Below are 22120 nucleotides of genomic sequence, written 5' to 3' on the forward strand. Positions count from 1 at the left end.
TCAGAGAATCGGTGAGATCAGCCGGGCGATACGCATCCCAAGTTGTTGCAGGCGATGCGTGTCGCGGCTGTCTTCTGCGGTGATCTCCCTGGCATGCTCGAAGTCATGGGACAACATCGCTTCGACCTGGTCGGCGAACGTGCGGTCGATGGTCAGCAGGGTGATCTCGAAGTTCAGGCGAAACGAACGGTTATCCAGGTTCGCGCTACCGATAGCGCTGACCTCATCATCCACCAGTACCACCTTCTGGTGCAGAAAGCCCGGCAGGTACCGGAACATGCGCACGCCTGCGCGTACTGCTTCGAAGGCGAACAGACTGGAGGCGGCGTAGACGATCCTGTGGTCTGGGCGCGACGGAATCAAAATCCTCACATCCACGCCCCGTAGCACTGCCAGACGCAAGGCCGCGAACACGGCTTCGTCGGGGATGAAGTAGGGGCTGGTTATCCAGACTCGCCGGGTCGCGGAATGGATCGCTTCGATGAAGAACAGCGAGCAGGTTTCCTGAGAGTCTGCCGGGCCACTGGCCAAGGCCTGGCAGAGTACGCCGTTCTCTGGGTACGCATCTGGCAGGATCAGCGGCGGTAGCTGGCGCGTGGCCCAGTACCAGTCTTCGGCGAACGACTCCTGAAGGCAGGCCAAGACAGGCCCGCTGACTTGCACATGGGTGTCGCGCCACGGTGACAATCGAGGATGCCCGCCCAGGTACTCATCACCCACATTGTGGCCACCGATGAAGCCCAGCAGGCCATCCACCACGACGATCTTGCGGTGATTGCGGAAGTTGACCTGGAAACGATTGAACCAGCCGCGGCGGGTGGCGAACGCATGGATCTGCACGCCGCCCTCACGCAGCACTTGGCTGTAGCTTGCTGGCAGCGCATGGCTACCAACCCGATCGTAAAGCACGAAGACCCTCACCCCCTCGGCAGCTTTGCGTAACAACAGCTGCTGAAGCTCCTGGCCGATGACGTCATCGTGGATGATGAAGAACTGCACCAACACTGCTTCTTTGGCGTCGGCGATGGCAGCGAAAATGGCATCGAAGGTCGCCCTGCCATTGACCAGCAACTTCACCTGGTTGTTAGCCAGGCAAGGCATGCGCCCAAGTTTGGGCATGGCACGCAGGGCGGCGTAGCTTTCCGACTCTCTGGCCGTGAGGGCTTCCTCGACCCAGGGCCGCCAGTTGAGGTTAGCCATGGCCACGTGCATTTCCTGGTTGGCCTGGCGTCGGGCGTGGATGTAGGCGTAGAAGGAGCGGGCGCCGAACACCAGGTAGGGGATCAACGTGAAGTAGGGAATGAAGAAGAGTGACATCGCCCAGGCGATTGCGCCTTGGGCAGTGCGCACGGTGAACACCGCATGGAGGGCGGCGAAAATCCCGATCAGGTGAATCACACCAAGCACGTAACCGAAGAAGTAGGGGCTGTGGTAATCCATACGCATCCTGCTTGCCGAATACACTTGGGCTAACAGAACACGTTCAGGGTGTGGCTTGCAACCTGCGTGCGGTTTTAGCGTCTAAGGCTCAGTCCGGCCCGTTGACCGGTTTTCTCTAGGAGCGTTCGTCCATGAAGATTCGTCTGCCACTGTTGGTCTTGGCCGTGGGCCTGAGTAGCCCCGTGGTGCATGCGCAGATGTTGCAACCAGGCCTGTGGGAACTGACCACCAGCAACATGCAGGTCGATGGTAAACCGCTGCCCGACATGGAATTCATGCTCGGCCAACTGAAAAATCTTCCACCGGAGCAGCGGGCGATGATGGAGGGGGTGTTGGCCAAACAAGGTGTGACGGTAGGGGGCAAGGGCGTGCGTTCGTGCCTCACGCCGGAGCAAGTCAAGACCAACGACATCCCCCTGCAGGATCCTCAGTCCGGATGCACGCAGAAGATCACCGACCGCACGGGTAATGTCTGGAAGTTCCAGTTCAGTTGCCCTCGCGCCCAAGGCAGCGGGCAAGCGACTTTCCTCAGCGATCGGGAGTTTCACACGCAGGTCAGCGGGACCTTCAATGCCTCCGGGGTTCAGCAGCAGGGCAGCATGAATACCAAAGCGGTCTGGCTGGGAAATGATTGCGGTACCGTCAAACCACGAAGCTGATGGTTCACCATTGCCACTGGCTCGTGGCGACCGCGTTGTGGGCATGCAGACTTTCCGCATGTTCCACGCGCAAGGTGAAAGCAGTGCTCCAACTCAACTGCCGCAGCGTCTGATGAACGCGTCGTGCGGCGTCCTCACAGAACATCAGGTTCTGTCCGTTGGCCAGTGCGAAGGCTTGTTCATCGGCGCGCTTGACCGCCGTCTGCACCGGCGTGCCCAGGCTCGATTCGATGCTATCGATCAGTTCGGTCACGGGTAAACGGTCCAAGTTATCCTGCAATCGTACGCCCACCAGTGCCAGGCTGCGTTGGCTATGGGGTGTCGCGACGATTCCCTGGGTGCTGCCCAGCCACTGCAATACGGCTTCATGATTGATCGGTTGCCCGGCAAAATCTGCCTGAAACTGCTGTTGAATCAATTGTCTGGCCAAGGCCGCCGAGCAGGGGCAGGTCGACGAATAGGGCACACGCACCGATAGTTCCACGTGGAACATTTCGTGTTCCATCCTAGCGTCCACGGTGATGGCGTAACTTTTCCAACCCGCCAACGGGCTGACCAAGGCTGGCCGTTTCAGCAGATGATCGAAACGTAGGCGCAGGTATGCACCGGATGACAGCTCCGCGTGGCTGGCCAGAAACTCCGCCAGGCATCGCCGAATGGCGAGTGGAGTGAGTGGTTGCCGCTCCAATGCTTCCAACGAAAGGTACAGCCGCGACATGTGAATACCGCGCGATGCTCCGTCGCTCAGGTTCACCCCTGCGTCGGCCAGTGCAGCCACGCTGCGTGTCTCGAACTGAATAGGCACGGCGATCCCACACATGCCAACCCAGTCCAGCGGGGTTGCGTGCTGTTGGGTTTGTGCGGCGATATCGGGAAGCGTGAGGCTGGTCATGTGAATATCCAAGGGAGTATTGTCAGCGGCAACCGCCGACCAGGCTGCAATGCAGGTTGAACCGGGCTCCGCTGGAGCTCGATACACGATTGAGCGTGGTCCAGCCGACGCGGTGGCTGTAGCCGACCCAAGCTTCGCCGTCGCTGGCCAGACCAGTGAAAAAGGTCATCGCGCCGAAGCGGCTATTGGTCTGTGCCCACAAGCGGCGGCTGGCGCTGTCATAACCCCGCAGGTAAAGCGTGCCCCGTTCGCTGCGCACGCTGTAGTAATTGCCTTTGCCATCTTGGCAGGCCAGCAGCGTGGCGCTGCGTGTGCACAGCGCCAGGTTGCCGACCTTGGGCATGGCGAACAGTGGCAAAGGCGTGAAAAGCAGCAGCAGTGCCACCGCGCGCGACAGGTTCATTTACAGCTCCGGGCAACACGTCCGACGAGAACGGCTTGGCGAAATTGTATTGTTACTTTATAACATTATGCAATGCATCGTTTCGAATGCGTCTGCCTGATGAGGTTTCACCATGTCCAATCGCTTACCCGTTACCGTGTTGTCCGGCTTCCTTGGAGCGGGCAAGAGCACGTTGCTCAACCATGTCCTGCGTAACCGCGACAACCTGCGTGTGGCGGTGATCGTCAACGACATGAGCGAAATCAACATCGACGCCAGTGAAGTGCAGCGCAATGTCAGCCTTAACCGCGCTGAAGAAAAACTGGTGGAGATGAGCAACGGCTGCATCTGCTGCACGCTACGGGAAGATCTGCTGGAGGAAGTTGCCCGGTTGGCGCAGGAGAAGCGTTTCGATTACCTGCTGATCGAGTCCACGGGGATTTCCGAACCCTTGCCCGTGGCGGAAACTTTCACTTTCCGCGACGAGCAAGGGCGCAGTCTGTCTGACATGGCGCGCCTGGACACCATGGTTACCGTCGTCGATGGCCTGAACTTCATGCGTGACTACCAGGCGGCCGAAAGCTTGGCCAGCCGTGGTGAGACACTGGGCGAGGAGGATGAACGCTCGATCAGCGACCTGCTGATCGAGCAGGTGGAATTTGCCGATGTGCTGTTGCTGAGCAAGATCGACCTCATCAGCCAGCACGAGCGAGAAGAGCTGACGGCCATCTTGCGCAGCCTGAACGCTCGGGCGCAGATCGTGCCGATGGTCATGGGGCAGGTGCCGCTGGCGCGCATCCTGGACACGGGTCTGTTCGACTTCGACCAAGCTGCTCAGTCGCCGGGCTGGTTACGTGAGCTGCGGGGCGAGCACGTGCCAGAGACTGAGGAATACGGCATCGCCGCGAGCACCTGGCAGGCCCGTCGACCCCTGCATCCACAACGCTTCTTTGATTTTATCCACAGCCCTTGGAGCAATGGTCGTTTACTGCGCTCCAAGGGGTTCTTCTGGCTTGCTAGCAAGTTTCAGGAGGCCGGCAGTTGGTCGCAGGCTGGCGGCATGATGCGCCATGGGTTGGCGGGGCGTTGGTGGCGGTTCGTGCCGAAGGAGCAATGGCCTCAGGACGAGGAAAACATCGCCGCCATTCTTAAGCTGTGGACCGAAGAATGCGGAGATTGCCGGCAGGAGCTTGTGTTCATCGGGCAGAACATCGACTTCGAGAGGTTATCCACAGAGCTCGATGCATGCCTGTTGACCGACCAGGAGATGGCGCTTGGCGCAATGGCTTGGCTGCGGTTGCCTGATCCTTTTGGTCCCTGGCATGAGGAGGCGGCGGCATGACGCCCGCGCTCAGGGCTGTGGATATCCGTCAGGTCGCAGGTGAATCACCGCGCAGCCTGTCCGACATTCTGCTCGATGGCGTCAACCTGGCCGTGTGGCAACGTCGACTGCCGGTCCAGGTGCAGGACTTTGCCAGCTTGCTGCTCGGTCAAGGCCAATTGCTGGCGGATGCGCGTGTGCTGGAGGTGAATGAAGATCGCCCGCTCCAACTGAGCCCTCTATTGCCCGAGGCGGCTGATCTGCATGGTTACGAAGGGTTCGTCGCCGATGTCTACTGGCTGGTCTCTGCGTTTACCTGCCTTGTCGGTGCGCGCCGTGTCGGCCTTCGTGTGCGCGTACTGGAGGGGGCCATGTGTCCCCGCTTTCATGTTGATCATGTGCCTTTGCGCTTGCTCACGACCTACGCCGGCCCCGGTAGCGAGTGGTTACCCGAGGGGTCTATAGCCCGCGACGGCCTGTCGCTGGCGCACGAGCCTGTGGATAAGATACAGCGCCTGCAAGCGGGCGAAGTTGCCATTCTCAAAGGTGAGAAATGGTTGGGTAACGAAGGTGCCGGATTGGTCCATCGTTCGCCGTCGAGTAACGAGCGGCGTTTGCTGCTCAGTCTTGACTGGTTGGCGTGACGGGGCATAGTGGGTGACACACCCGCCTTGAACTCATCGCATGCTGCAGAATATTCCCACCCATGTCATCGCCGGTCCCTTGGGCGCTGGCAAGACCAGTCTGGTTCGCCAGTTGCTGGCCCAGCGCCCACTCAATGAGCGTTGGGCGGTACTGGTCAACGAGTTTGGGCAAATAGGACTGGATGCCGCCCTGCTGCACCGCGATGACGATGGCATTGCCATCGGCGAGGTGGCAGGAGGCTGCCTGTGCTGCGTCAATGGCATGCCGTTTCAGGTAGGATTGGGCCGGCTGCTGCGCAAAGCTCGGCCCGACCGCCTGTTCATCGAACCCTCGGGGCTGGGTCACCCTGTGCAGCTGTTGAAGCAGCTTGGGCAAGCGCCGTGGACTGGGGTCCTGGCTGTCCAGCCGCTGTTGATGGTGGTGGACGCAGAAGCGCTGGCGCGCGGCGAGCCTCTGGCAGATGCTCAAGCACAGGCGTTACAGGCGTCGGGTTTGGTGGTTTTCAATAAGGCCGCTGCTGTGGATGAACAGAAACGGCTGTTGATAACTGCCGCCTTGGCCGGCCAGGAAGGCTACTGGACGGACTTTGGCGCATTGCCCTTGGCCCGACTTCCGGTTTCGTCCACAGGGACGGCCGGTCGAGGTTCGGTAGAAGCACTGGCTGTGGGTAATGCGCCGGCTCCACCTCAGCCCCTGTGGACAGACCCACGAATCCCAATGTGCCTTGTCCACGCGGGAGAGGAGAGTTGGAGCATCGGTTGGCGCTGGCACCCCAGCCAGTGTTTCGATCAGCAGCGACTGCGCGGTCTTCTTGAGTCCTGGCCTTGGCGTCGCGCCAAGGGTGTTATCCACAGTGCGCAGGGCTGGAAATCGTTCAACGGTGTCCATGGCAGGGCGCCTGATTGGCAGCCCAGCGATTGGCGCAAGGACACCCGTATCGAATTGATCTTCGACCAAGCCCAGCCCCAGCAAGTCCTGCAGGACGCGCTGGCTGACTGCCGGATCGATTGATCAATTGCGCCAGCGGTTGTGCTCCTGGCGCCACTGCTGCATCTCGATCACGTTGTCGCCGCGAGGCGGGGTCTTGATCTCGAACGGGTAAGGCGCCAATTCGATCTGCATACTGTGGGCACCGAATTGCGTTACGGTGCCTGGGTGACGTTGCTCGCCTGTGACAGTGAACTCGAAGGCGTATACCCGCGCCAAGCGCTTGCGCCCATTGGCATCGCGGACAAAGGCGATGCGCTTGAGGGCGACGGCGTCGTCGAGCAGCTCAAGGTCGAGCTTGGCGCAATGCTGCTTGACCCGTTCCAAGGCTTTTTCGCGCAGCCCATGGTTGTGCCACAACCAAGCGCCTGCCGTGGCCACCAGCATCAGGACGAGAAGATTCTCAAGGGTCAACATTTGCATATGCTCCAAACAGGTCGAACCAGCTTAACTGCGTCCCTGGCCTGTCGTACAGGTGGCAATCGAGTTCATACTGCGCTGCGCACAATCCTTGAAACAGCTTTGGAAATCTCCCGCATGAAACGTACCCCGCACCTGCTCGCAATCCAGTCCCATGTGGTGTTTGGCCATGCCGGAAACAGTGCTGCGGTGTTTCCCATGCAGCGTATCGGGGTCAACGTCTGGCCGCTCAATACCGTGCAGTTTTCCAATCACACTCAGTATGGCCAGTGGGCAGGAGAAGTGCTTGCTCCAGCGCAAATTCCTGCGTTGGTGGAAGGCATTAGCAACATCGGGGAGCTAGGCAACTGTGACGCCGTGCTTTCCGGCTACCTGGGCAGTGCGGAGCAAGGGCGGGCGATTCTGGCGGGGGTGGAGCGTATCAAGGCGGTGAACCCGAATGCCTTGTACCTGTGCGACCCGGTCATGGGCCATGCGGAGAAGGGCTGTATCGTCCCGGTCGAGGTGAGCGAGTTCCTGCTCGAAGAGGCCGTCGCGAAGGCTGACATTCTATGTCCGAATCAGCTGGAGCTGGACAGCTTCTGCGGCCGGCGCGCAGAGTCGCTGGCCGATTGCGTGGCCATGGCGCGCAGCCTGCTCAAGCGTGGCCCGCAGGTGGTGCTGGTCAAGCACGTGTCCTACCCCGATCGTGCGCCAGATTCGTTCGAGATGCTGCTGGTTACCGAGCAGGCGAGCTGGCATCTGAAGCGGCCGCTGCTGGCCTTCCCGCGCCAGCCGGTGGGTGTCGGTGACCTTACCTCGGGGCTGTTCCTGGCGCGTGTGCTGCTGGGGGACAGCTGGCAGCAGGCCTTCGAGTTCACTGCGGCGGCGGTGCACGAGGTATTGCTGGAAACCCAAGCCTGCACCAGCTACGAATTGCAGCTGGTGAGGGCCCATGATCGCATCGCCCATCCGCGTGTGCGCTTCGAGGCGCAACGCCTGGCGTTCTAGATCGAGTCGGTCTTCAGGTCCTGGTAGCGCTTTTCCAGTTCCTGGCGGATCTGGCGGCGCTGCTGGCCTTGCAGGAAGCGCCGCTTCTCTTCGCTGGTTTGTGGCTGACGCGGTGGTACCTGGACCGGGCGGCGATTGTCATCGACAGCCACCATGGTGAAGAAGCAGCTGTTTGAGTGGCGAACGGAGCGTTCGCGGATGTTCTCGGTCACCACCTTGATGCCCACCTCCATCGAGGTATTGCCGGTGTAGTTGACCGAAGCCAGGAAGGTCACCAGTTCGCCGACGTGTACCGGCTCACGGAATATCACCTGGTCCACCGACAGCGTCACCACGTAGCTGCCGGCATATCGGCTGGCGCAGGCGTAAGCCACTTCATCGAGATACTTGAGCAGGGTGCCGCCATGTACGTTGCCGGAGAAGTTGGCCATGTCCGGCGTCATCAAAACGGTCATAGTCAGCTGGGCGTTTCCAGGTTCCATAGAGTGCTCACGGTGAGGTTGCGCTGAAGCGGGGTGGGTATCTACAGACACGTCGGGTCCCCTCTTGGTGTTTGCCATCCTGATACGGGACGTTGGCTGACGCTCCATCGTCACGCCGATCACGCCATCGGCGGCGGTTAAGTAGCCGATCTGTTTCTGCATATTGCACCGGCAATTTGCGGCGAGGTGCGATGTTAACCTGAGTACGCCCCTGCAACATGGGCTTTCCAGCATTCAATACAGTATGTACTTGCTGCTCGCTCGGGGCTGCTTTGGCAGAGGAGCGGTCTGCCTTGGCATCGAGAAAAAGGAGAATCGCGCCATGCATGCCATCAGCTTCATCCAGGACCTCGCCGTGATCATGCTTGTCGCTGGTGTCGTGACCATTCTCTTTCATCGGCTCAAACAGCCCGTGGTGCTGGGCTACATCGTCGCAGGCTTCATCATCGGCCCGCACACTCCGCCCTTTGGCCTGATCCACGACGAAGACACCATCAAGACCCTGGCCGAGCTTGGGGTGATCTTCCTGATGTTCTGCCTGGGCCTTGAGTTCAGTCTGCGCAAACTGTTCAAGGTCGGTGCCACCGCCTTCATCGCAGCGTTTCTGGAAATCGTCCTGATGATCTGGATCGGCTTCGAGATAGGCCGCTGGTTCGGCTGGAGCACCATGGATTCGCTGTTCCTAGGGGCGATCCTGGCGATTTCGTCGACCACCATCATCGTCAAGGCGCTCAATGACCTGAAGATGAAGAACGAGCGTTTCGCACAGCTGATCTTCGGCGTGCTAATCGTCGAGGACATCCTCGGTATCGGCATCATCGCCTTGCTGTCAGGAATCGCGGTCAGTGGCACTGTCAGCTCCGGGGAAGTGTTTTCCACCGTAGGCAAGCTGTCCTTGTTCATGATCGTGGCGCTGGTCATCGGCATTCTGCTGGTGCCGAGGCTGTTGGCCTACGTCGCCAAATTCGAAAGCAACGAGATGCTGCTGATCACCGTGCTTGGGCTGTGCTTCGGCTTCTGCCTGCTGGTGGTGAAGCTCGAATACAGCATGGTACTGGGGGCCTTCCTGATTGGCGCGATCATGGCCGAGTCGCGGCAGTTGCTGAAAATCGAACGCCTGATCGAACCCGTTCGCGACCTGTTCAGCGCGATCTTCTTCGTCGCCATCGGTTTGATGATCGATCCTCAGGTGCTGGTCGATTATGCCTGGCCGATCGTGGTCATCACCTTGGCGGTGGTGCTGGGCAAAATGCTGTCCTGTGGCATGGGGGCATTCATTGCCGGCAATGACGGCCGCACGTCGCTACGCGTGGGCATGGGCCTTTCGCAGATTGGCGAGTTTTCGTTCATCATCGCTGCCTTGGGCATGACCCTGCAGGTAACCAGCGACTTCCTTTACCCCGTCGCCGTTGCGGTGTCGGCCATCACCACGCTGCTGACGCCGTATCTGATCCGCGCCGCTGATCCGCTTTCGATCAAACTCGGGCACGTGGTGCCGCGCCGCCTGGCACGGGTGCTGTCGCTGTATGGCGAGTGGTTGCGCAGCATCCAGCCGCAGGGCGAGGGCGCGATGCTGGCCGCGATGATCCGTCGCATCCTGCTGCAGGTGGGGGTGAATCTGGCACTGGTGATCGCGATCTTCTTCAGCGGAGGCTATTTTGCTGGCCGTATCGGCAATTGGCTGACCGAGTGGGTGAGCGATGTCAGTCAGCAGAAGGCGGTGATCTGGGGCGCTGCACTGCTGCTTTCGCTCCCGTTTCTGATTGCGGCCTATCGCAAGCTCAAGGCGCTGTCGATGCTGCTGGCGGAGATGGGCGTCAAGCCGGAGATGGCCGGGCGTCACACGCAGCGCGTGCGGAGGGTGATTGCCGAGGTGATCCCGCTGTTGTCGTTGCTGGTCATCTTCCTGCTGCTGTCGGCGCTATCGGCGAGCATTCTGCCCACCAGCGAGTTGCTGCTGGTGATCGCGGTGGTGGCGGCATTGGTGGTGGCGTTGCTTTGGCGTTGGTTCATACGCGTACACACGCGCATGCAAATCGCCCTGCTTGAAACCCTGGAGAACAGTCGCGATCACTCGCACTGAGCGGGTTGGGCTTTCTGCGCCAGCGTTCACCGAAGTCCGAGGGGATGGAGCGGTAGCGATGGCGCCAAGCGCAGAAAGCCTGGGGATTCTACGGGGCAAAATGGCCATGGGCCATTATTTTGTGAGTTTAATTCTCACTCAGCTTTCAAGCCAGACGTCCCGGGCCCAGTGCCAGACCGACTCCCAGCTGTCTTCGCCCAAGGCTTCCTCTTCGGCATCCCACAACACGACAGTGCCGTCTTCCTCGACGCAGTAGTAGTTGTCGCCGTCCTGGCAGATGGGGATCAGGTCGCGCGGTACGCCAGCATCCCAAGCGTTTGCCGCGACGTCGGGCAGGTAGGTGTGCGACTGCGGGTCGGTGACGGTTACCGGTTCAAGAGAGCCATAGACCACATCGCTGACGGTCAGCAGGAACTCTTTGAACACGAAAGGGATGTTGATGAACAGTTGTTCCTCGATCTCGACCAGCAGATCTTCGTCGGGAAGTTCCAAGGGTACCGGTACCGGCTCGTTGGCTTCACGGAGTTGTTCGATCACTTCTTCCACGGTTCACATCCTCTAACCTTGATGAACGCTGCGCGTTATACCCTAGTATCCCACTTTGGCAAAAGCAAAAACCCCGGGGCAAGCCCGGGGTTTTTTGCACAGCGTGCGTCGGTTAACCGTTCTGGCGGATACCGGCGACCAGCCACGGCTGGTTCTCGCCTTGAGCGCGAACCATGTGCCAGCTCTCGCTGAAGGCCTCACCTTGATCGAAGCGCGAATTCTTCGACACGCCACGGAAGGTCAGGGTAGCGTCGGTGCGGTCTGGGCGATCGTCTACACCGTCCAGTTGCACATCGAGGTTGTCGATGTAGGTGGACTGGAAGCCATCACCCAGTTCGGCACGTTCACGCTTGAGGAACTCGAGCATTTGCGGGGTCACGAACTCAGCGATCTTGTCCATCTCGTTGGCATCCCAGTGCTGCTGCAGCGCCTGGAAGTGGTTGCGAGCGGCGGCCAGGAAGTTCTGCTCGTTGAACCAGGCTGGTGCGTTGATCACCGGAGCGGCTGCGGCGGCTGGCGCGGCCGAACCACCGAAGATCGACGGCTGGGCAGGCTGGGCGTGAGCTTCACGCTGGAACGGCGCATGGCCAGGCGCGGCCATTTGCGGCTGCTGCTGGCGGCGGCGCGCAGCAATGAAGCGGAACACCAGGAACGCGATCAGGGCGACGATCAGGAAGTCCATGATCTGCAGGCCCTCGAAGCCGTCACCCATGAACATGGACGCCAGCAGGCCACCGGCGGCGAGGCCGGCGAGTGGGCCCAGCCAGCGCGAAGCACCGCTGGCGGCGGCCGGAGCACGGCCAGGAGCGGTCGGCGCGGCAGCAGGCGTGGTTGGCGTGGCCTGGCGGGTCTGGTGGATAGGCGCGGAGCCCGAACTCTTGCCGCCGCCGAAACGCTTGGCGTTGGCGTCCAGGCTCAGCGTCAGGCCGACGCAGAGCGCCAGAGCGATGCTAAGAAAACGTTGCATAAATGGGATTTCCCCTGTTGTGGATTGCACGCGCGTCATGTTGCACAGGTTCCTGGGCACATGACCAGCGTCATAATGTTTCGAGCTTTTGCCTGATGTTGCCAAGACCTTGTGGCGGGCAAGCCGGCTCCTGCCCGTATGGCACCGATCCCGAAATCCCGCAGGAGTCTACTTGCCAGCGATGGCGGCGCAGGAGCCTCAGATAGCCTCGAGCTTGGCGTACCCCAGCATGAGCCACTTGCTGCCTTCGGCGAAGTTGACCTGCACCCGTGCCTGGGCGCCGGAACCTTCGAAGTTGAGAATCACCCCTTCGCCGAACACCGCATGCTGCACGCGCTGGCCAAGGTTGAAGGCGGTCTGCGGAATACTGGCGTTGGCGAACAGGCTACTGGCCGAGCTGGTCTTCGCCCCACCGAATGGTCGGCTGACGCTATTGGACAAACGCACTTCCTGAACCAGGCCGGCCGGGATTTCCCGTACGAAACGCGACACTTTGTTGTAGGTCTCGCTGCCGTACAGGCGTCGGGTCTCGGCGTAAGTCATGATCAGCTGACGCATGGCGCGGGTAATGCCCACATACGCCAAGCGGCGTTCTTCCTCCAAGCGGCCAGGCTCTTCCAGGCTCATCTTGTGCGGGAACAGGCCTTCTTCCATGCCCACCAGGAACACATATGGGAACTCCAGGCCCTTGGCGCTGTGCAGGGTCATCAGCTGAATGCTGTCCTCGTGCTCGTCGGCCTGCGCCTCGCCCGCTTCCAGCGACGCATGACCCAGGAAGGCCGAGAGCGGCGTCAGATCGGCATCTTCTTCGCCCGCTTCGAAGTTGCGTGCTGCGCTGACCAGTTCCTCAAGGTTTTCTACCCGTGCCTGGCCCTTTTCACCTTTTTCTTCCTGGTGATAGATGATCAAGCCGGACTGTTCGATGACCGTCTGGGTCATCAGGTGCAAGGGCATGTCAGCCGTTTTGCCTGTCAGGCTTTCGATCAACTCGATGAAGGCCCCCAGGGCGCTGGCGGCGCGCCCCTTGAGAGCCTTGGCGGCCAGCAACTGGCACATCGCCTCCCACATCGACAGTTGGCTGTGGCGGGCATGTTCACGGATGGCCTCGACGGTTTTCTCGCCGATGCCCCGTGGCGGTACGTTGATGACCCGCTCGAGAGCGGCATCGTTGCCACGGCCTTCGAGCAGGCGCAGGTAGGCCATGGCGTTCTTGATTTCGGCACGCTCGAAGAAGCGCTGGCCGCCGTAGATGCGATACGGGATGCGTTCGCGAAGCAGCGCCTCTTCCAATACCCGCGACTGGGCGTTGGAGCGATAGAGAATGGCGATGTCGCTGCGCGAGTTGCCTTGCTTGATGAGGCTCTCGATGGTCTCGACCACGTAGCGCGCTTCGTCATGCTCGTTGTAGGCGGCGTATAGGGTCAGCGGTTCGCCTTCGCCCAGGTCCGTCCACAGCTCCTTGCCCAGGCGCCCGCTGTTGTTGGCGATCAGCGCGTTGGCGGCCTTGAGGATGCCGCCGGTGGAGCGATAGTTCTGCTCCAGGCGAATCAGTTCGGCGTCGGGGAAATCGGCGGTGTATTGGTGGATGTTCTCGATCTTGGCGCCACGCCAGCCGTAGATCGACTGGTCGTCGTCACCCACGGCCATCAGGCTCACGCCGCCGCCGGCCAGCAGGCGCAGCCAGGCGTACTGCACGGCGTTGGTATCCTGGAACTCGTCCACCAGTACATGGCGGAAGCGCCGTTGGTAGTGCTCCAGCAGGCCGGGGTGGTCGCGCCACAGGTCGAGGGCGCGCAGCAGCAGTTCGGAAAAGTCGATGACCCCGGCTCGCTCGCAAGCCTGTTCGTAGGCTTCGTAGATGCTGCGCATGGTGCCCAGGAACAGGTCGCCGCTGGCCTGGATGTGCTGCGGGCGAAGCCCTTCGTCCTTCTGCCCGTTGATGAACCATTGTGCCTGGCGTGCTGGCCAGCGCTGTTCGTCCAGCCCCAGGTCGCGGATCACCCGCTTGATCAGGCGCTGCTGGTCGTCGCTGTCGAGAATCTGGAAGTTCTGCACCAGCCGCGCCTCCTGCCAGTGCGCGCGCAGCAGGCGGTGAGCCAGGCCGTGGAAGGTACCGACCCACATGCCAGCCGGGTTGATGCCCAGCAATTGCTCGATTCGATGGCGCATTTCTGCTGCGGCCTTGTTGGTGAAGGTCACCGACAGGATCGAATGCGGTGAAGCCTGCTCGACCTGGATCAGCCAGGCGATACGGTGCACCAGCACACGGGTCTTGCCGGAGCCGGCGCCAGCAAGCACCAGTTGACGCCCCAGCGAGGCTGCTACGGCCTGGCGTTGGGCATCGTTGAGGGAGTTCAGCAGGAGGGAGAGGTCATCATTGTGCATCCGGCCATTCTAGGGCCGTGCAGGGGACAGGGGCAAACGCCGATGGGGCAAAACTTGCCGCTCGTCCGTTGCCGTTCATCCGGGCTTGTGCCAGGGCAGCGTAATTGAGCGGTTCGGTGCGGGTTTGTCGGGGTTTTGGCAAATCATGATCCAGAGCAGTTTGGTCTGGCGCGGCGCTTGTGTATTCTCCCAGCACGTTTGCGGTCATCCATAACAATAACAGCACAAGAACCCGACATTATGACCCAGGATTGCGTGGCGATCGGAGCATCGCCGGATACGACACGGAGTGTTCGCAGGCAATTCGCTACCCAGCTTTCGATCGAGCGCACCCGTCTGCTCTACCAGGGCTCTTTGTTGCCCACCTTGTTCATGCTGCTCAACGGCCTGCTCTGCGCCTGGTTGCTGTGGAGCCCTGAGCGCTACCTGCTGGTCAGTGTCTGGATTGTCTGGCTGCTGGCGCTGGTGGCCTTGCGAGTCATTCAGGTAACCGCTTTCGAAGCGGCCGACACCCAGCGCCAGGCCCGGCCTATATGGTGGCGGATGTTCCTGCTTGGCTCGGGTTTCAGCGGCCTGACCCTGGCCTGTGCGGCCATCGCTCTGGTACCTGCGGAGAGTTTCGTCCAGCAGGCGTGGGGGTTTGGCCTGTTGGGCGCGGCTACGCTGTCGGCCAGTGTCGCCTACGCGGTGAGTTTGCCAGCCTTCCTCAGCTTTGCCCTGCCATGCCTATTGCCACCGATTGCGTTTCTGTTCTTTTACGATGCCGGCGAACAACGGGGCTGGGGATGTTTTGGCCTGATTCTGCTGGCGGCATTGCTGGTCGTGGCCTGGCAGGTTAATCGCCTGATCGAGCGCGGGCTGTTGCGGCGCTTCCAGAACCAGCTGTTGACCGAGGACCTGCAGCGCGTCCAGGCCCAGAAAGCCCTGGAGGACCACCAACGGCTCGCGGCCTCGGTGTTCGAGGCTTCCAGTGAAGGTATCGTCATCCTGAGCGCTGACTTCACGCTGCTGACCGTCAATCGGGCTTTCTGTCAGATGACCGGTTACTCGCGCAGCGAGCTGCTGGCGCGCAATGTCCTGGATCTGCCCTGCAGCAGCGATGCTCGGCGGCACAGCGGCCAGATCGAGCAGTCGCTGCGTCAGCAGGGGTACTGGCAGGGTGAGTTGGTGGAAGCTCGCAAGAGTGGAGAACTGTACCCGCAATGGCTGCAGTTCACGGGCGTTCGTGATGCTTCGGGGAATTTGAGCAATATCGTTGGCTTTTTCTCCGATCTTTCCGCGAGACGGGCGTCCGAAGAGCGCATTCGTTACCTGGCCCAGCACGACGAGCTCAGCGGCCTGGCCAACCGTGCGTTGTTCCGCATGCGCCTCGATGAGGCCGGGCGGCGTGTGCGTCTGAGTGGCCGCAGCCTGGCGTTGCTGCACATCGACCTGGACCGCTTCAAGCTGCTGAACGAAAGCCTCGGCCATGAGCATGCCGATCAACTGTTGAAGAAGATCTCTCAGCGAATCGCCAATGCCGTACCCGAGGCCGACACCGTGGCGCGCTTGTCTGGCGATGAGTTTGCCGTGCTGTTCGACGGTTATAGCAACCTGTCGAGCCTGGTGCGGGTGACCACCCGGCTGCTGGACAAGCTGCGCGTGCCGTTGCGTCTTGGCGAGCATGAAGTGGTGATCAGCGCATCGGTTGGCATCAGCCTGGCGGCTGACGGCAGTTTCGAACCCAACCAGTTGATCAGCCAGGCTGACATGGCCAAGCAGCACGCCAAGCACCTGGGTGGCGACAATTTCCAGTTCTACACCGAGAGCCTGCGCGCCAGCACCTTGGAGCGTCTGCAACTGGAGAACCAGCTGCGCAAGGCCATTGATGAAGGCCAACTGCTGGTCTACTACCAACCCAAGCTCTGCTTGCGCACCGGGCGTTTGCATGCGGCTGAAGCTCTGGTGCGCTGGCTTCATCCTCAATGGGGCATGGTACCGCCCGGTGATTTCATCGGCCTGGCCGAGGAAACCGGGCTGATTGCGCCAATGGGCGAGTTCGTTTTGCGGCGTGCCTGCTGGCAGGCTTGTCAGTGGCAGCGTCAGGGGCTGGATGTGCGTGTCTCGGTGAACCTGTCGGTTTACCAGGTGCGCCAAGGCAAGATCGTCAGCCTGGTGCGGCAGGTGCTCGAAGAAACGGGCCTGCAGCCGCATCTGCTGGAGCTCGAACTGACCGAGAGCCAGTTGTTGGAGAATGTCGAGCACATCATTTCGACCTTCAGGCAGCTGCACGAACTCGGTGTGAAACTGGCCATCGACGATTTCGGAACCGGTTACTCCTCGCTCAGCTACTTGAAGCGCTTACCGGTGGATTTCGTGAAGATCGACCAGGCCTTCATCCGAGGCTTGCACGAAGGCAGCCAGGATGCGGCCATCACCCGGGCAATCATCGCCATGGCGCGTAGCCTGAACCTGAGAGTGGTCGCGGAAGGGGTAGAGACGCAGGAGCAGATGGCGTTCCTGCGTGAGCAAGGGTGTGACGAGGCACAGGGTTATCTGATCAGCCGACCGATCTGCGAAATGGACTTCGAACGCTTGATCGCCACCCGCCAGGCCTGATGCGCACCTGGCGTCGCGCGGTAACTTGAGTTCAGCTGTGCCACGCCCGTCCCTGATGGGCCAGCAGGCTATTGGCCTGCTCGGGGCCGTTGGTGCCCGCCGGGTAGTGGCGTGGCGCTTGGAAATGCTCCTCCCAGCCCTTGATGATCGGGTCGATCCAGGCCCAGGCCGCTTCGACCTCGTCGCGCCGCATGAACAAGGTCGAATCGCCTTCGAGCACGTCCAGCAGCAAGCGCTCGTAAGCTTCCCAGCGCCGGGTCTGGCCAAACACCTGGGCAAGGTTCAGATCCAGGTCGACCGGTTCCAGGCGCATGCCCTTGCCGGGGGTCTTGGTCATCATGCGCAGGCTGATGCGTTCGTCCGGTTGCAGCTGTATCAGGAGCTGGTTGGCCTGGCCGCCGTTGAACAGCTCATGGGGTACTGGTTTGAATTGGATGACGATTTGCGAGGAGCGCCTTGCCATTCGCTTGCCGGTGCGCAAGTAAAACGGTACGCCCGCCCAGCGCCAGTTTTCGATATGAGCCTGAACGGCGACGAAAGTCTCCGTATCGCTGTCGTTGTCGACATCTTTTTCGAAGTAGTACGCCGGCACTTCCTGGCCACCAATGCGTCCAGCGCCGTACTGACCGCGCACGGTCTTGTCCTGCACGTCTTGGCCGGTAATCGGTTTGAGGGCTCGAAGGATCTTCACTTTCTCATCACGCACCGCCTCGGCTTCGAATTGGGCAGGCGGTTCCATGGCCACCAGGCACAACAGCTGCAGCAGGTGGTTCTGCAGCATGTCTCGGGTCGCGCCAGCACGGTCGTAATAGGCACCACGATTCTCGACGCCCAGTGTTTCACAGACACTGATTTGCACATGGTCGACCTGGCCATTGCGCCATACCGGCTCCAGCAGGGCGTTGGCGAAACGCAGGGCCATCAGGTTTTGCACGGTCTCCTTGCCCAGGTAGTGATCGATCCGGAACACGTGGGACTCGTCGAACACCGCGCCAATGGCTTCGTTGATGGCGGTGGCCGATTCCAGCGAATGGCCAATGGGCTTTTCCAGCACGATGCGGGCTTCGCTGTCAGCCAGGCCGGCGATGCGCAGGTGGTTGACGATCGGCACGAACAGGTTGGGCGCGGTGGCCAGGTAGTAGATGCGGGTAAGCCCACCGGGTTCGCCAAGGTAGCGGGCCAGGCGCCCGAAGTCCGCGCTTTGCGAAGCATCCATGGCGAAGTAGTCCAGGCGTGCGGAAAAACGCCGCCACACTTCTTCGTCGAAATCGTTGCGGGCGATCTGTGCCCGGCAATGGCGTTCGGCGAGCTTCACATAGTCGTTGTGTGGCAGGTTGCGCCGGGCCAGCGCAATGATGCGCACGGCATTATTCAGGCGAGCCTCGCGATACAGGTGGTAGAGCGCCGGCAGCAGCTTGTGCAGGGCCAGATCGCCAGTGCCACCGAAAACCAGAATGTCGCAAGGAATAGTCAAAACCACCACTCTCCACGTTCGTTTAACTGGGCGGGTTGGCGTGCATGTAGTATAACTACAAGAAAGCTACATCCCGGCCAGCCGATCATAACCGAGTCCAGCCTGTGAATCTGTTGCAACATATCGCTCAATCGCGCCACCTGCTGCGCAAATCGGAACTGAAAGTGGCTGACCATGTGCTGCTTGATCCGGCTGCAGTCATGCACAGCTCGATGGCCGACCTGGCTCACAGCGTGGGTATCAGCGAACCTACCATCGTGCGCTTCTGCCGTGCGATTGGCTGCTCGGGTTTCCAAGACCTCAAGTTGAAGTTGGCGCAGAGCCTGGCGGCCGGTGCCAGTTTCGGCCAGTTCGCGATCCACGAGGATGACTCGGTCGCCGACTACAGCCTGAAAATTTTCGACACCACGCTGCACACCCTCATGGAAGTGCGCGAACACCTCGACCCTCAGGCGTTGCAGCAGGCGGTGAGCGCCATGGCGCAGGCGCAGCGCGTGGAGTTCTATGGGTTCGGTGCCTCGGGTGCGGTGGCCGCCGATGCCCAGCACAAGTTCTTCCGTCTGTTGCTCAGCGCCGCGGCGTACTCCGACCCGCACATGCAGGCGATGTCTGCCGTCACCTTGAAACCTGGTGATGTTGCGGTCTGCATCTCGCAATCCGGGCGCTCAAAGGACTTGCTGATCACCGCCAACCTGGTGCGTGAGAGCGGTGCCAACCTGATTACCCTGTGCCCAAGCCAGACGCCATTGGCGGAGCTGTCCACGGTGAACCTGGCGATCGATGTGCACGAGGACACGGAAATCTATACGCCGCTGACCTCGCGTATCGCCCACCTGGTCGTGATCGACGTGCTGGCCATGGGCGTAGCCATGGCGCGCGGGCCAAGCCTGGTCAACCACCTGAAGAGCGTGAAGCGCAGTCTGCGCAGCCTGCGGTTGTCGCCGAAGTCGATCAAGGCGATGGACGACTGACCGGGCAGGCACTGCAGGCGTCGGCTTGCCGGCGATGCTCCGGTACCCAAACGACCAAATTTCACCATTTTGTCACCGTTTCACAGCCAAACCGTAAACCGCCAACGTCACGCTGAAGCTCCCGCATCTTAATCTGGGAGACAGGCAATGGCTCGTGACTACGACGGTACGTACCAACCCAGCGCCAAGGCTCGCAAGCAGCAGGAAAAAGATCAGCGTCGCATGGAATATCGACGCGCGATCGAAAGCTACTGCGACCAACGTCAATTGCTCCGCGACCTGGCGGACTACCCTGAGCTACAAGCGCTCACGGTGTGGCGGGCATCGTCGGCAGCTTCCCCGAAAAACGCTCAACAAGCGCACTGATCAAAGCACGTTCGCTGCGGATGAACGCCAGAAACGCCAAGGCCACCGGCGACTGTCGCTTGGCCTTGGACTGCACCACGCACCAGCTGCGATACAGGGGCAGCTCTTCGACCGGCAGCTCTTTGAGCACCCCAGTGGCGAGCTCCAGGTTCAGCGCATGGCGGGTCAGCAGGGCAATGCCAAGCCCGGCGATCACACATTCGCGCTGGGCATCGGCCGAGGCCACCTCCAAGGTCTGGGTGAAGTGCACGCGCTTGTCCTTGAAGTACTCCTCGCAAGCCTTGCGCGTGCCGGAACCCTGTTCCCGCACGAGCAGGGTATGAGGCTCAAGATCTTGCAGGCGCAAGTGTTCGAGCTTGCACAACGGGTGGTCCGGAGGCGCTACGGCAACGATCGGGTTGTTGAGGAATGGCAGAAACTCCAAGCCCATGTCCTGGGGCACCATCGACATGATGATCAGGTCATCGCGGTTGTCCGAAAGGCGCCGGATGGCCTGGGCGCGGTTGACCACCGTCAGGGTCAGGTTGACCTCCGGGTGACGCTGCTTGAAGGCGGCGAACAGGTGTGGCACGAAGTATTTGGCACTGGACTCGATCGCCAGCTTCAGCTGCCCCTGCAATGAGCCCTGCATGTCCGACAGTTGCATGTCGAGGCTTTCCAGGCGACCGAAGATATCCCGGCTGGCGCGCTGCAAAGCTTCAGCCGCCTCGGTCAGGTAGAGCTTCTTGCCGACATACTCGAACAGCGGTTGGCCGATCAGCTCTTCGAGCTGCCGAATCTGTAGACTAACGGCGGGTTGCGTCAACGCCATTTCTTCCGCAGCCCGGCTGTACGAGCGCAAATCGCACACCTCGTTGAAGATCTGCAGCTGACGCAATGTCATACGCATCAAGGACTTACGCATTTTTATCCGGGCTCCTGCAAAACCTTGTAACTGCACTATAAGCTTTTGCTAATACAGCCTCTAACAAATATTGATTTTTGTTTATCGACCTTCGGCGCTAGGGTGAATACGCGACTGGCCATCAACGTCTGGTCACGCGCCGACCGGTAGAACCGGCTCGTCTGTTCCTACGGCTTTGGGAAGACTCCAGTGATAAAAAAAATCCTGATCGCCAACCGAGGTGAAATCGCAGTTCGGATCGTGCGTGCTTGCGCCGAGATGGGCATTCGCTCGGTGGCGATCTATTCCGACGCCGACCGTCATGCCTTGCACGTCAAGCGTGCCGATGAGGCCTACAGCATTGGTGCCGAGCCGCTGGCCGGTTACCTGAACCCGCGCAAGCTGGTGAACCTGGCTGTGGAAACCGGCTGCGATGCGTTGCACCCCGGTTACGGTTTCCTGTCGGAAAACGCTGAACTGGCAGAGATCTGCGCTGAGCGCGGCATCAAGTTCATTGGGCCGGCTGCCGACGTCATTCGCCGTATGGGCGACAAGACCGAAGCGCGCCGTACCATGATCGCCGCTGGCGTTCCGGTGACCCCTGGCACCGAAGGCAACGTTGCCGATATCCACGAAGCCCTGAGCGAAGGCGACCGCATCGGTTACCCGGTGATGCTCAAGGCCACCTCCGGCGGTGGCGGCCGCGGCATTCGCCGTTGCAACAGCCGTGAAGAACTGGAACAGAACTTCCCCCGGGTCATTTCCGAGGCCACCAAGGCATTTGGTTCGGCTGAAGTGTTCCTGGAGAAGTGCATCGTCAACCCCAAGCACATCGAAGCGCAAATCCTCGGTGACAGCTTCGGCAATGTGGTGCACCTGTTCGAGCGCGACTGCTCGATCCAGCGCCGTAACCAGAAGCTCATCGAAATTGCCCCAAGCCCACAGCTGACCCCCGAGCAGCGCGCCTACATCGGCGACCTGGCGGTGCGTGCGGCCAAGGCAGTGAATTACGAGAACGCCGGTACCGTGGAGTTCCTGCTCGCCGATGGCGAGGTGTACTTCATGGAGATGAACACCCGGGTGCAGGTGGAACACACCATCACCGAGGAAATCACCGGCATCGACATCGTCCGTGAACAGATCCGCATTGCCTCTGGCCTGCCACTGTCGGTCAAGCAGGAAGACATCCAGCACCGCGGCTACGCGTTGCAGTTCCGTATCAACGCTGAAGATCCGAAGAACAACTTCCTCCCAAGCTTCGGCAAGATCACCCGTTACTACGCTCCCGGCGGCCCGGGCGTGCGCACCGATACGGCGATCTATACCGGCTACACCATTCCGCCGTTCTACGACTCGATGTGTCTGAAGCTGGTGGTCTGGGCGCTTACCTGGGAAGAGGCCATGGACCGCGGCCTGCGGGCTCTGGACGACATGCGCGTGCAAGGGGTGAAAACCACCGCCGCGTACTACCAGGAAATTCTGCGCAACCCAGAATTCCGTAGCGGCCAGTTCAACACCAGCTTCGTCGAAAGCCATCCTGAACTGACCAACTACTCGATCAAGCGCAAACCCGAAGAGCTGGCCCTGGCCATCGCTGCCGCCATCGCCGCCCACGCAGGCCTGTGAGGA

Annotated in this window: 20 protein-coding genes; 10 read left to right on the top strand and 10 right to left on the bottom strand. The window is 60.8% G+C overall.

Annotated features, from left to right (window positions below; all coding sequences use genetic code 11):
- On the bottom strand, positions 1-1440 hold the full coding sequence (cls, locus tag H620_RS0102275; protein ID WP_023383097.1) for a cardiolipin synthase: 1440 nt from the start codon (positions 1438-1440) through the stop codon (positions 1-3).
- 131 nt (positions 1441-1571) lie between these two features.
- On the opposite strand from cls, the gene H620_RS0102280 reads away from it, so the two are divergent.
- The gene (locus tag H620_RS0102280; protein ID WP_023383096.1) at positions 1572-2099 is read left to right on the top strand and encodes a DUF3617 domain-containing protein; all 528 of its coding nucleotides are present in this window, start codon (positions 1572-1574) and stop codon (positions 2097-2099) included.
- Between the two features lie 4 nt (positions 2100-2103).
- Here the strand turns inward: H620_RS0102280 and folE2 are convergent, their stop codons facing one another.
- Together folE2 and H620_RS0102290 are read right to left on the bottom strand one after the other, a co-directional pair.
- Complete coding sequence (gene folE2, locus H620_RS0102285) at positions 2104-2991, bottom strand: GTP cyclohydrolase FolE2 (protein WP_027906654.1); 888 nt, start codon at positions 2989-2991, stop codon at positions 2104-2106.
- 22 nt (positions 2992-3013) lie between these two features.
- Positions 3014-3394, bottom strand: coding sequence for a hypothetical protein (locus tag H620_RS0102290; RefSeq protein ID WP_023383094.1), 381 nt, complete (start codon positions 3392-3394; stop codon positions 3014-3016).
- Between the two features lie 112 nt (positions 3395-3506).
- Here H620_RS0102290 and zigA point away from each other — a divergent pair, with 112 nt between their 5' ends.
- From zigA to H620_RS0102305, 3 genes are read left to right on the top strand one after another with little or no spacing between them, the layout of a single operon-like run.
- Positions 3507-4715, top strand: coding sequence for a zinc metallochaperone GTPase ZigA (gene zigA, locus H620_RS0102295; RefSeq protein ID WP_023383093.1), 1209 nt, complete (start codon positions 3507-3509; stop codon positions 4713-4715).
- Complete coding sequence (locus H620_RS0102300; RefSeq protein ID WP_023383092.1) at positions 4712-5338, top strand: DUF1826 domain-containing protein; 627 nt, start codon at positions 4712-4714, stop codon at positions 5336-5338. The genes zigA and H620_RS0102300 overlap by 4 nt, the downstream gene beginning before the upstream one ends.
- Before the next feature lie 40 nt (positions 5339-5378).
- On the top strand, positions 5379-6350 hold the full coding sequence (locus H620_RS0102305) for a CobW family GTP-binding protein (RefSeq protein WP_027906655.1): 972 nt from the start codon (positions 5379-5381) through the stop codon (positions 6348-6350).
- Here H620_RS0102305 and H620_RS0102310 read toward each other — a convergent pair whose 3' ends face one another.
- A complete protein-coding gene (locus tag H620_RS0102310; protein WP_023383090.1) occupies positions 6351-6743 on the bottom strand; it encodes a DUF3301 domain-containing protein in 393 nt (130 codons plus the stop codon). It lies immediately after the preceding gene.
- 120 nt (positions 6744-6863) lie between these two features.
- Between H620_RS0102310 and pdxY the strand changes: the two genes are divergently transcribed.
- The gene (pdxY, locus tag H620_RS0102315) at positions 6864-7736 is read left to right on the top strand and encodes a pyridoxal kinase PdxY (protein ID WP_023383089.1); all 873 of its coding nucleotides are present in this window, start codon (positions 6864-6866) and stop codon (positions 7734-7736) included.
- Here the strand turns inward: pdxY and H620_RS0102320 are convergent.
- The gene (locus H620_RS0102320; RefSeq protein ID WP_023383088.1) at positions 7733-8218 is read right to left on the bottom strand and encodes an acyl-CoA thioesterase; all 486 of its coding nucleotides are present in this window, start codon (positions 8216-8218) and stop codon (positions 7733-7735) included. The genes pdxY and H620_RS0102320 overlap by 4 nt on opposite strands.
- Before the next feature lie 322 nt (positions 8219-8540).
- On the opposite strand from H620_RS0102320, the gene H620_RS0102325 reads away from it, so the two are divergent.
- The gene (locus tag H620_RS0102325) at positions 8541-10301 is read left to right on the top strand and encodes a cation:proton antiporter (RefSeq protein WP_023383087.1); all 1761 of its coding nucleotides are present in this window, start codon (positions 8541-8543) and stop codon (positions 10299-10301) included.
- Between the two features lie 138 nt (positions 10302-10439).
- Here H620_RS0102325 and H620_RS0102330 read toward each other — a convergent pair whose 3' ends face one another.
- From H620_RS0102330 to uvrD, 3 genes are all read right to left on the bottom strand, one after another.
- Positions 10440-10847 carry an SMI1/KNR4 family protein gene (locus H620_RS0102330; protein ID WP_023383086.1) on the bottom strand — a complete coding sequence of 136 codons (408 nt, stop codon included), beginning with the start codon at positions 10845-10847 and terminating at the stop codon, positions 10440-10442.
- 112 nt (positions 10848-10959) lie between these two features.
- Positions 10960-11814 (bottom strand): Tim44 domain-containing protein, encoded by an 855-nt coding sequence (locus H620_RS0102335; RefSeq protein WP_023383085.1) that lies wholly within the window; start codon positions 11812-11814, stop codon positions 10960-10962.
- Positions 11815-12012: 198 nt separating this feature from the next.
- Entirely contained in the window at positions 12013-14199 is a 2187-nt protein-coding gene (gene uvrD / locus H620_RS0102340; RefSeq protein WP_023383084.1) for a DNA helicase II, read from the bottom strand.
- 240 nt (positions 14200-14439) lie between these two features.
- Between uvrD and H620_RS0102345 the strand changes: the two genes are divergently transcribed.
- Positions 14440-16797 (top strand): putative bifunctional diguanylate cyclase/phosphodiesterase, encoded by a 2358-nt coding sequence (locus H620_RS0102345; protein ID WP_023383083.1) that lies wholly within the window; start codon positions 14440-14442, stop codon positions 16795-16797.
- A gap of 31 nt (positions 16798-16828) precedes the next feature.
- Here the strand turns inward: H620_RS0102345 and zwf are convergent, their stop codons facing one another.
- Complete coding sequence (zwf, locus tag H620_RS0102350) at positions 16829-18271, bottom strand: glucose-6-phosphate dehydrogenase (protein WP_023383082.1); 1443 nt, start codon at positions 18269-18271, stop codon at positions 16829-16831.
- Between the two features lie 104 nt (positions 18272-18375).
- Between zwf and hexR the strand changes: the two genes are divergently transcribed.
- Both hexR and H620_RS27325 read left to right on the top strand, forming a co-directional pair.
- Positions 18376-19242: a transcriptional regulator HexR gene (gene hexR, locus H620_RS0102355; RefSeq protein ID WP_023383081.1), complete on the top strand. Its 867-nt coding sequence runs from the start codon at positions 18376-18378 to the stop codon at positions 19240-19242.
- Positions 19243-19389: 147 nt separating this feature from the next.
- On the top strand, positions 19390-19608 hold the full coding sequence (locus H620_RS27325; RefSeq protein ID WP_081669616.1) for a PA3496 family putative envelope integrity protein: 219 nt from the start codon (positions 19390-19392) through the stop codon (positions 19606-19608).
- Here the strand turns inward: H620_RS27325 and H620_RS0102360 are convergent.
- Positions 19550-20512, bottom strand: coding sequence for a LysR family transcriptional regulator (locus tag H620_RS0102360; RefSeq protein WP_023383080.1), 963 nt, complete (start codon positions 20510-20512; stop codon positions 19550-19552). The two genes, H620_RS27325 and H620_RS0102360, sit on opposite strands and share 59 nt — an antisense overlap.
- Before the next feature lie 189 nt (positions 20513-20701).
- Here H620_RS0102360 and H620_RS0102365 point away from each other — a divergent pair, with 189 nt between their 5' ends.
- Positions 20702-22117: an acetyl-CoA carboxylase biotin carboxylase subunit gene (locus H620_RS0102365; protein WP_023383079.1), complete on the top strand. Its 1416-nt coding sequence runs from the start codon at positions 20702-20704 to the stop codon at positions 22115-22117.
- Positions 22118-22120: the final 3 nt, after the last annotated feature.

This window comes from Pseudomonas taiwanensis DSM 21245, from assembly GCF_000425785.1.
Taxonomy (GTDB): Bacteria; Pseudomonadota; Gammaproteobacteria; order Pseudomonadales; family Pseudomonadaceae; genus Aquipseudomonas; species Aquipseudomonas taiwanensis.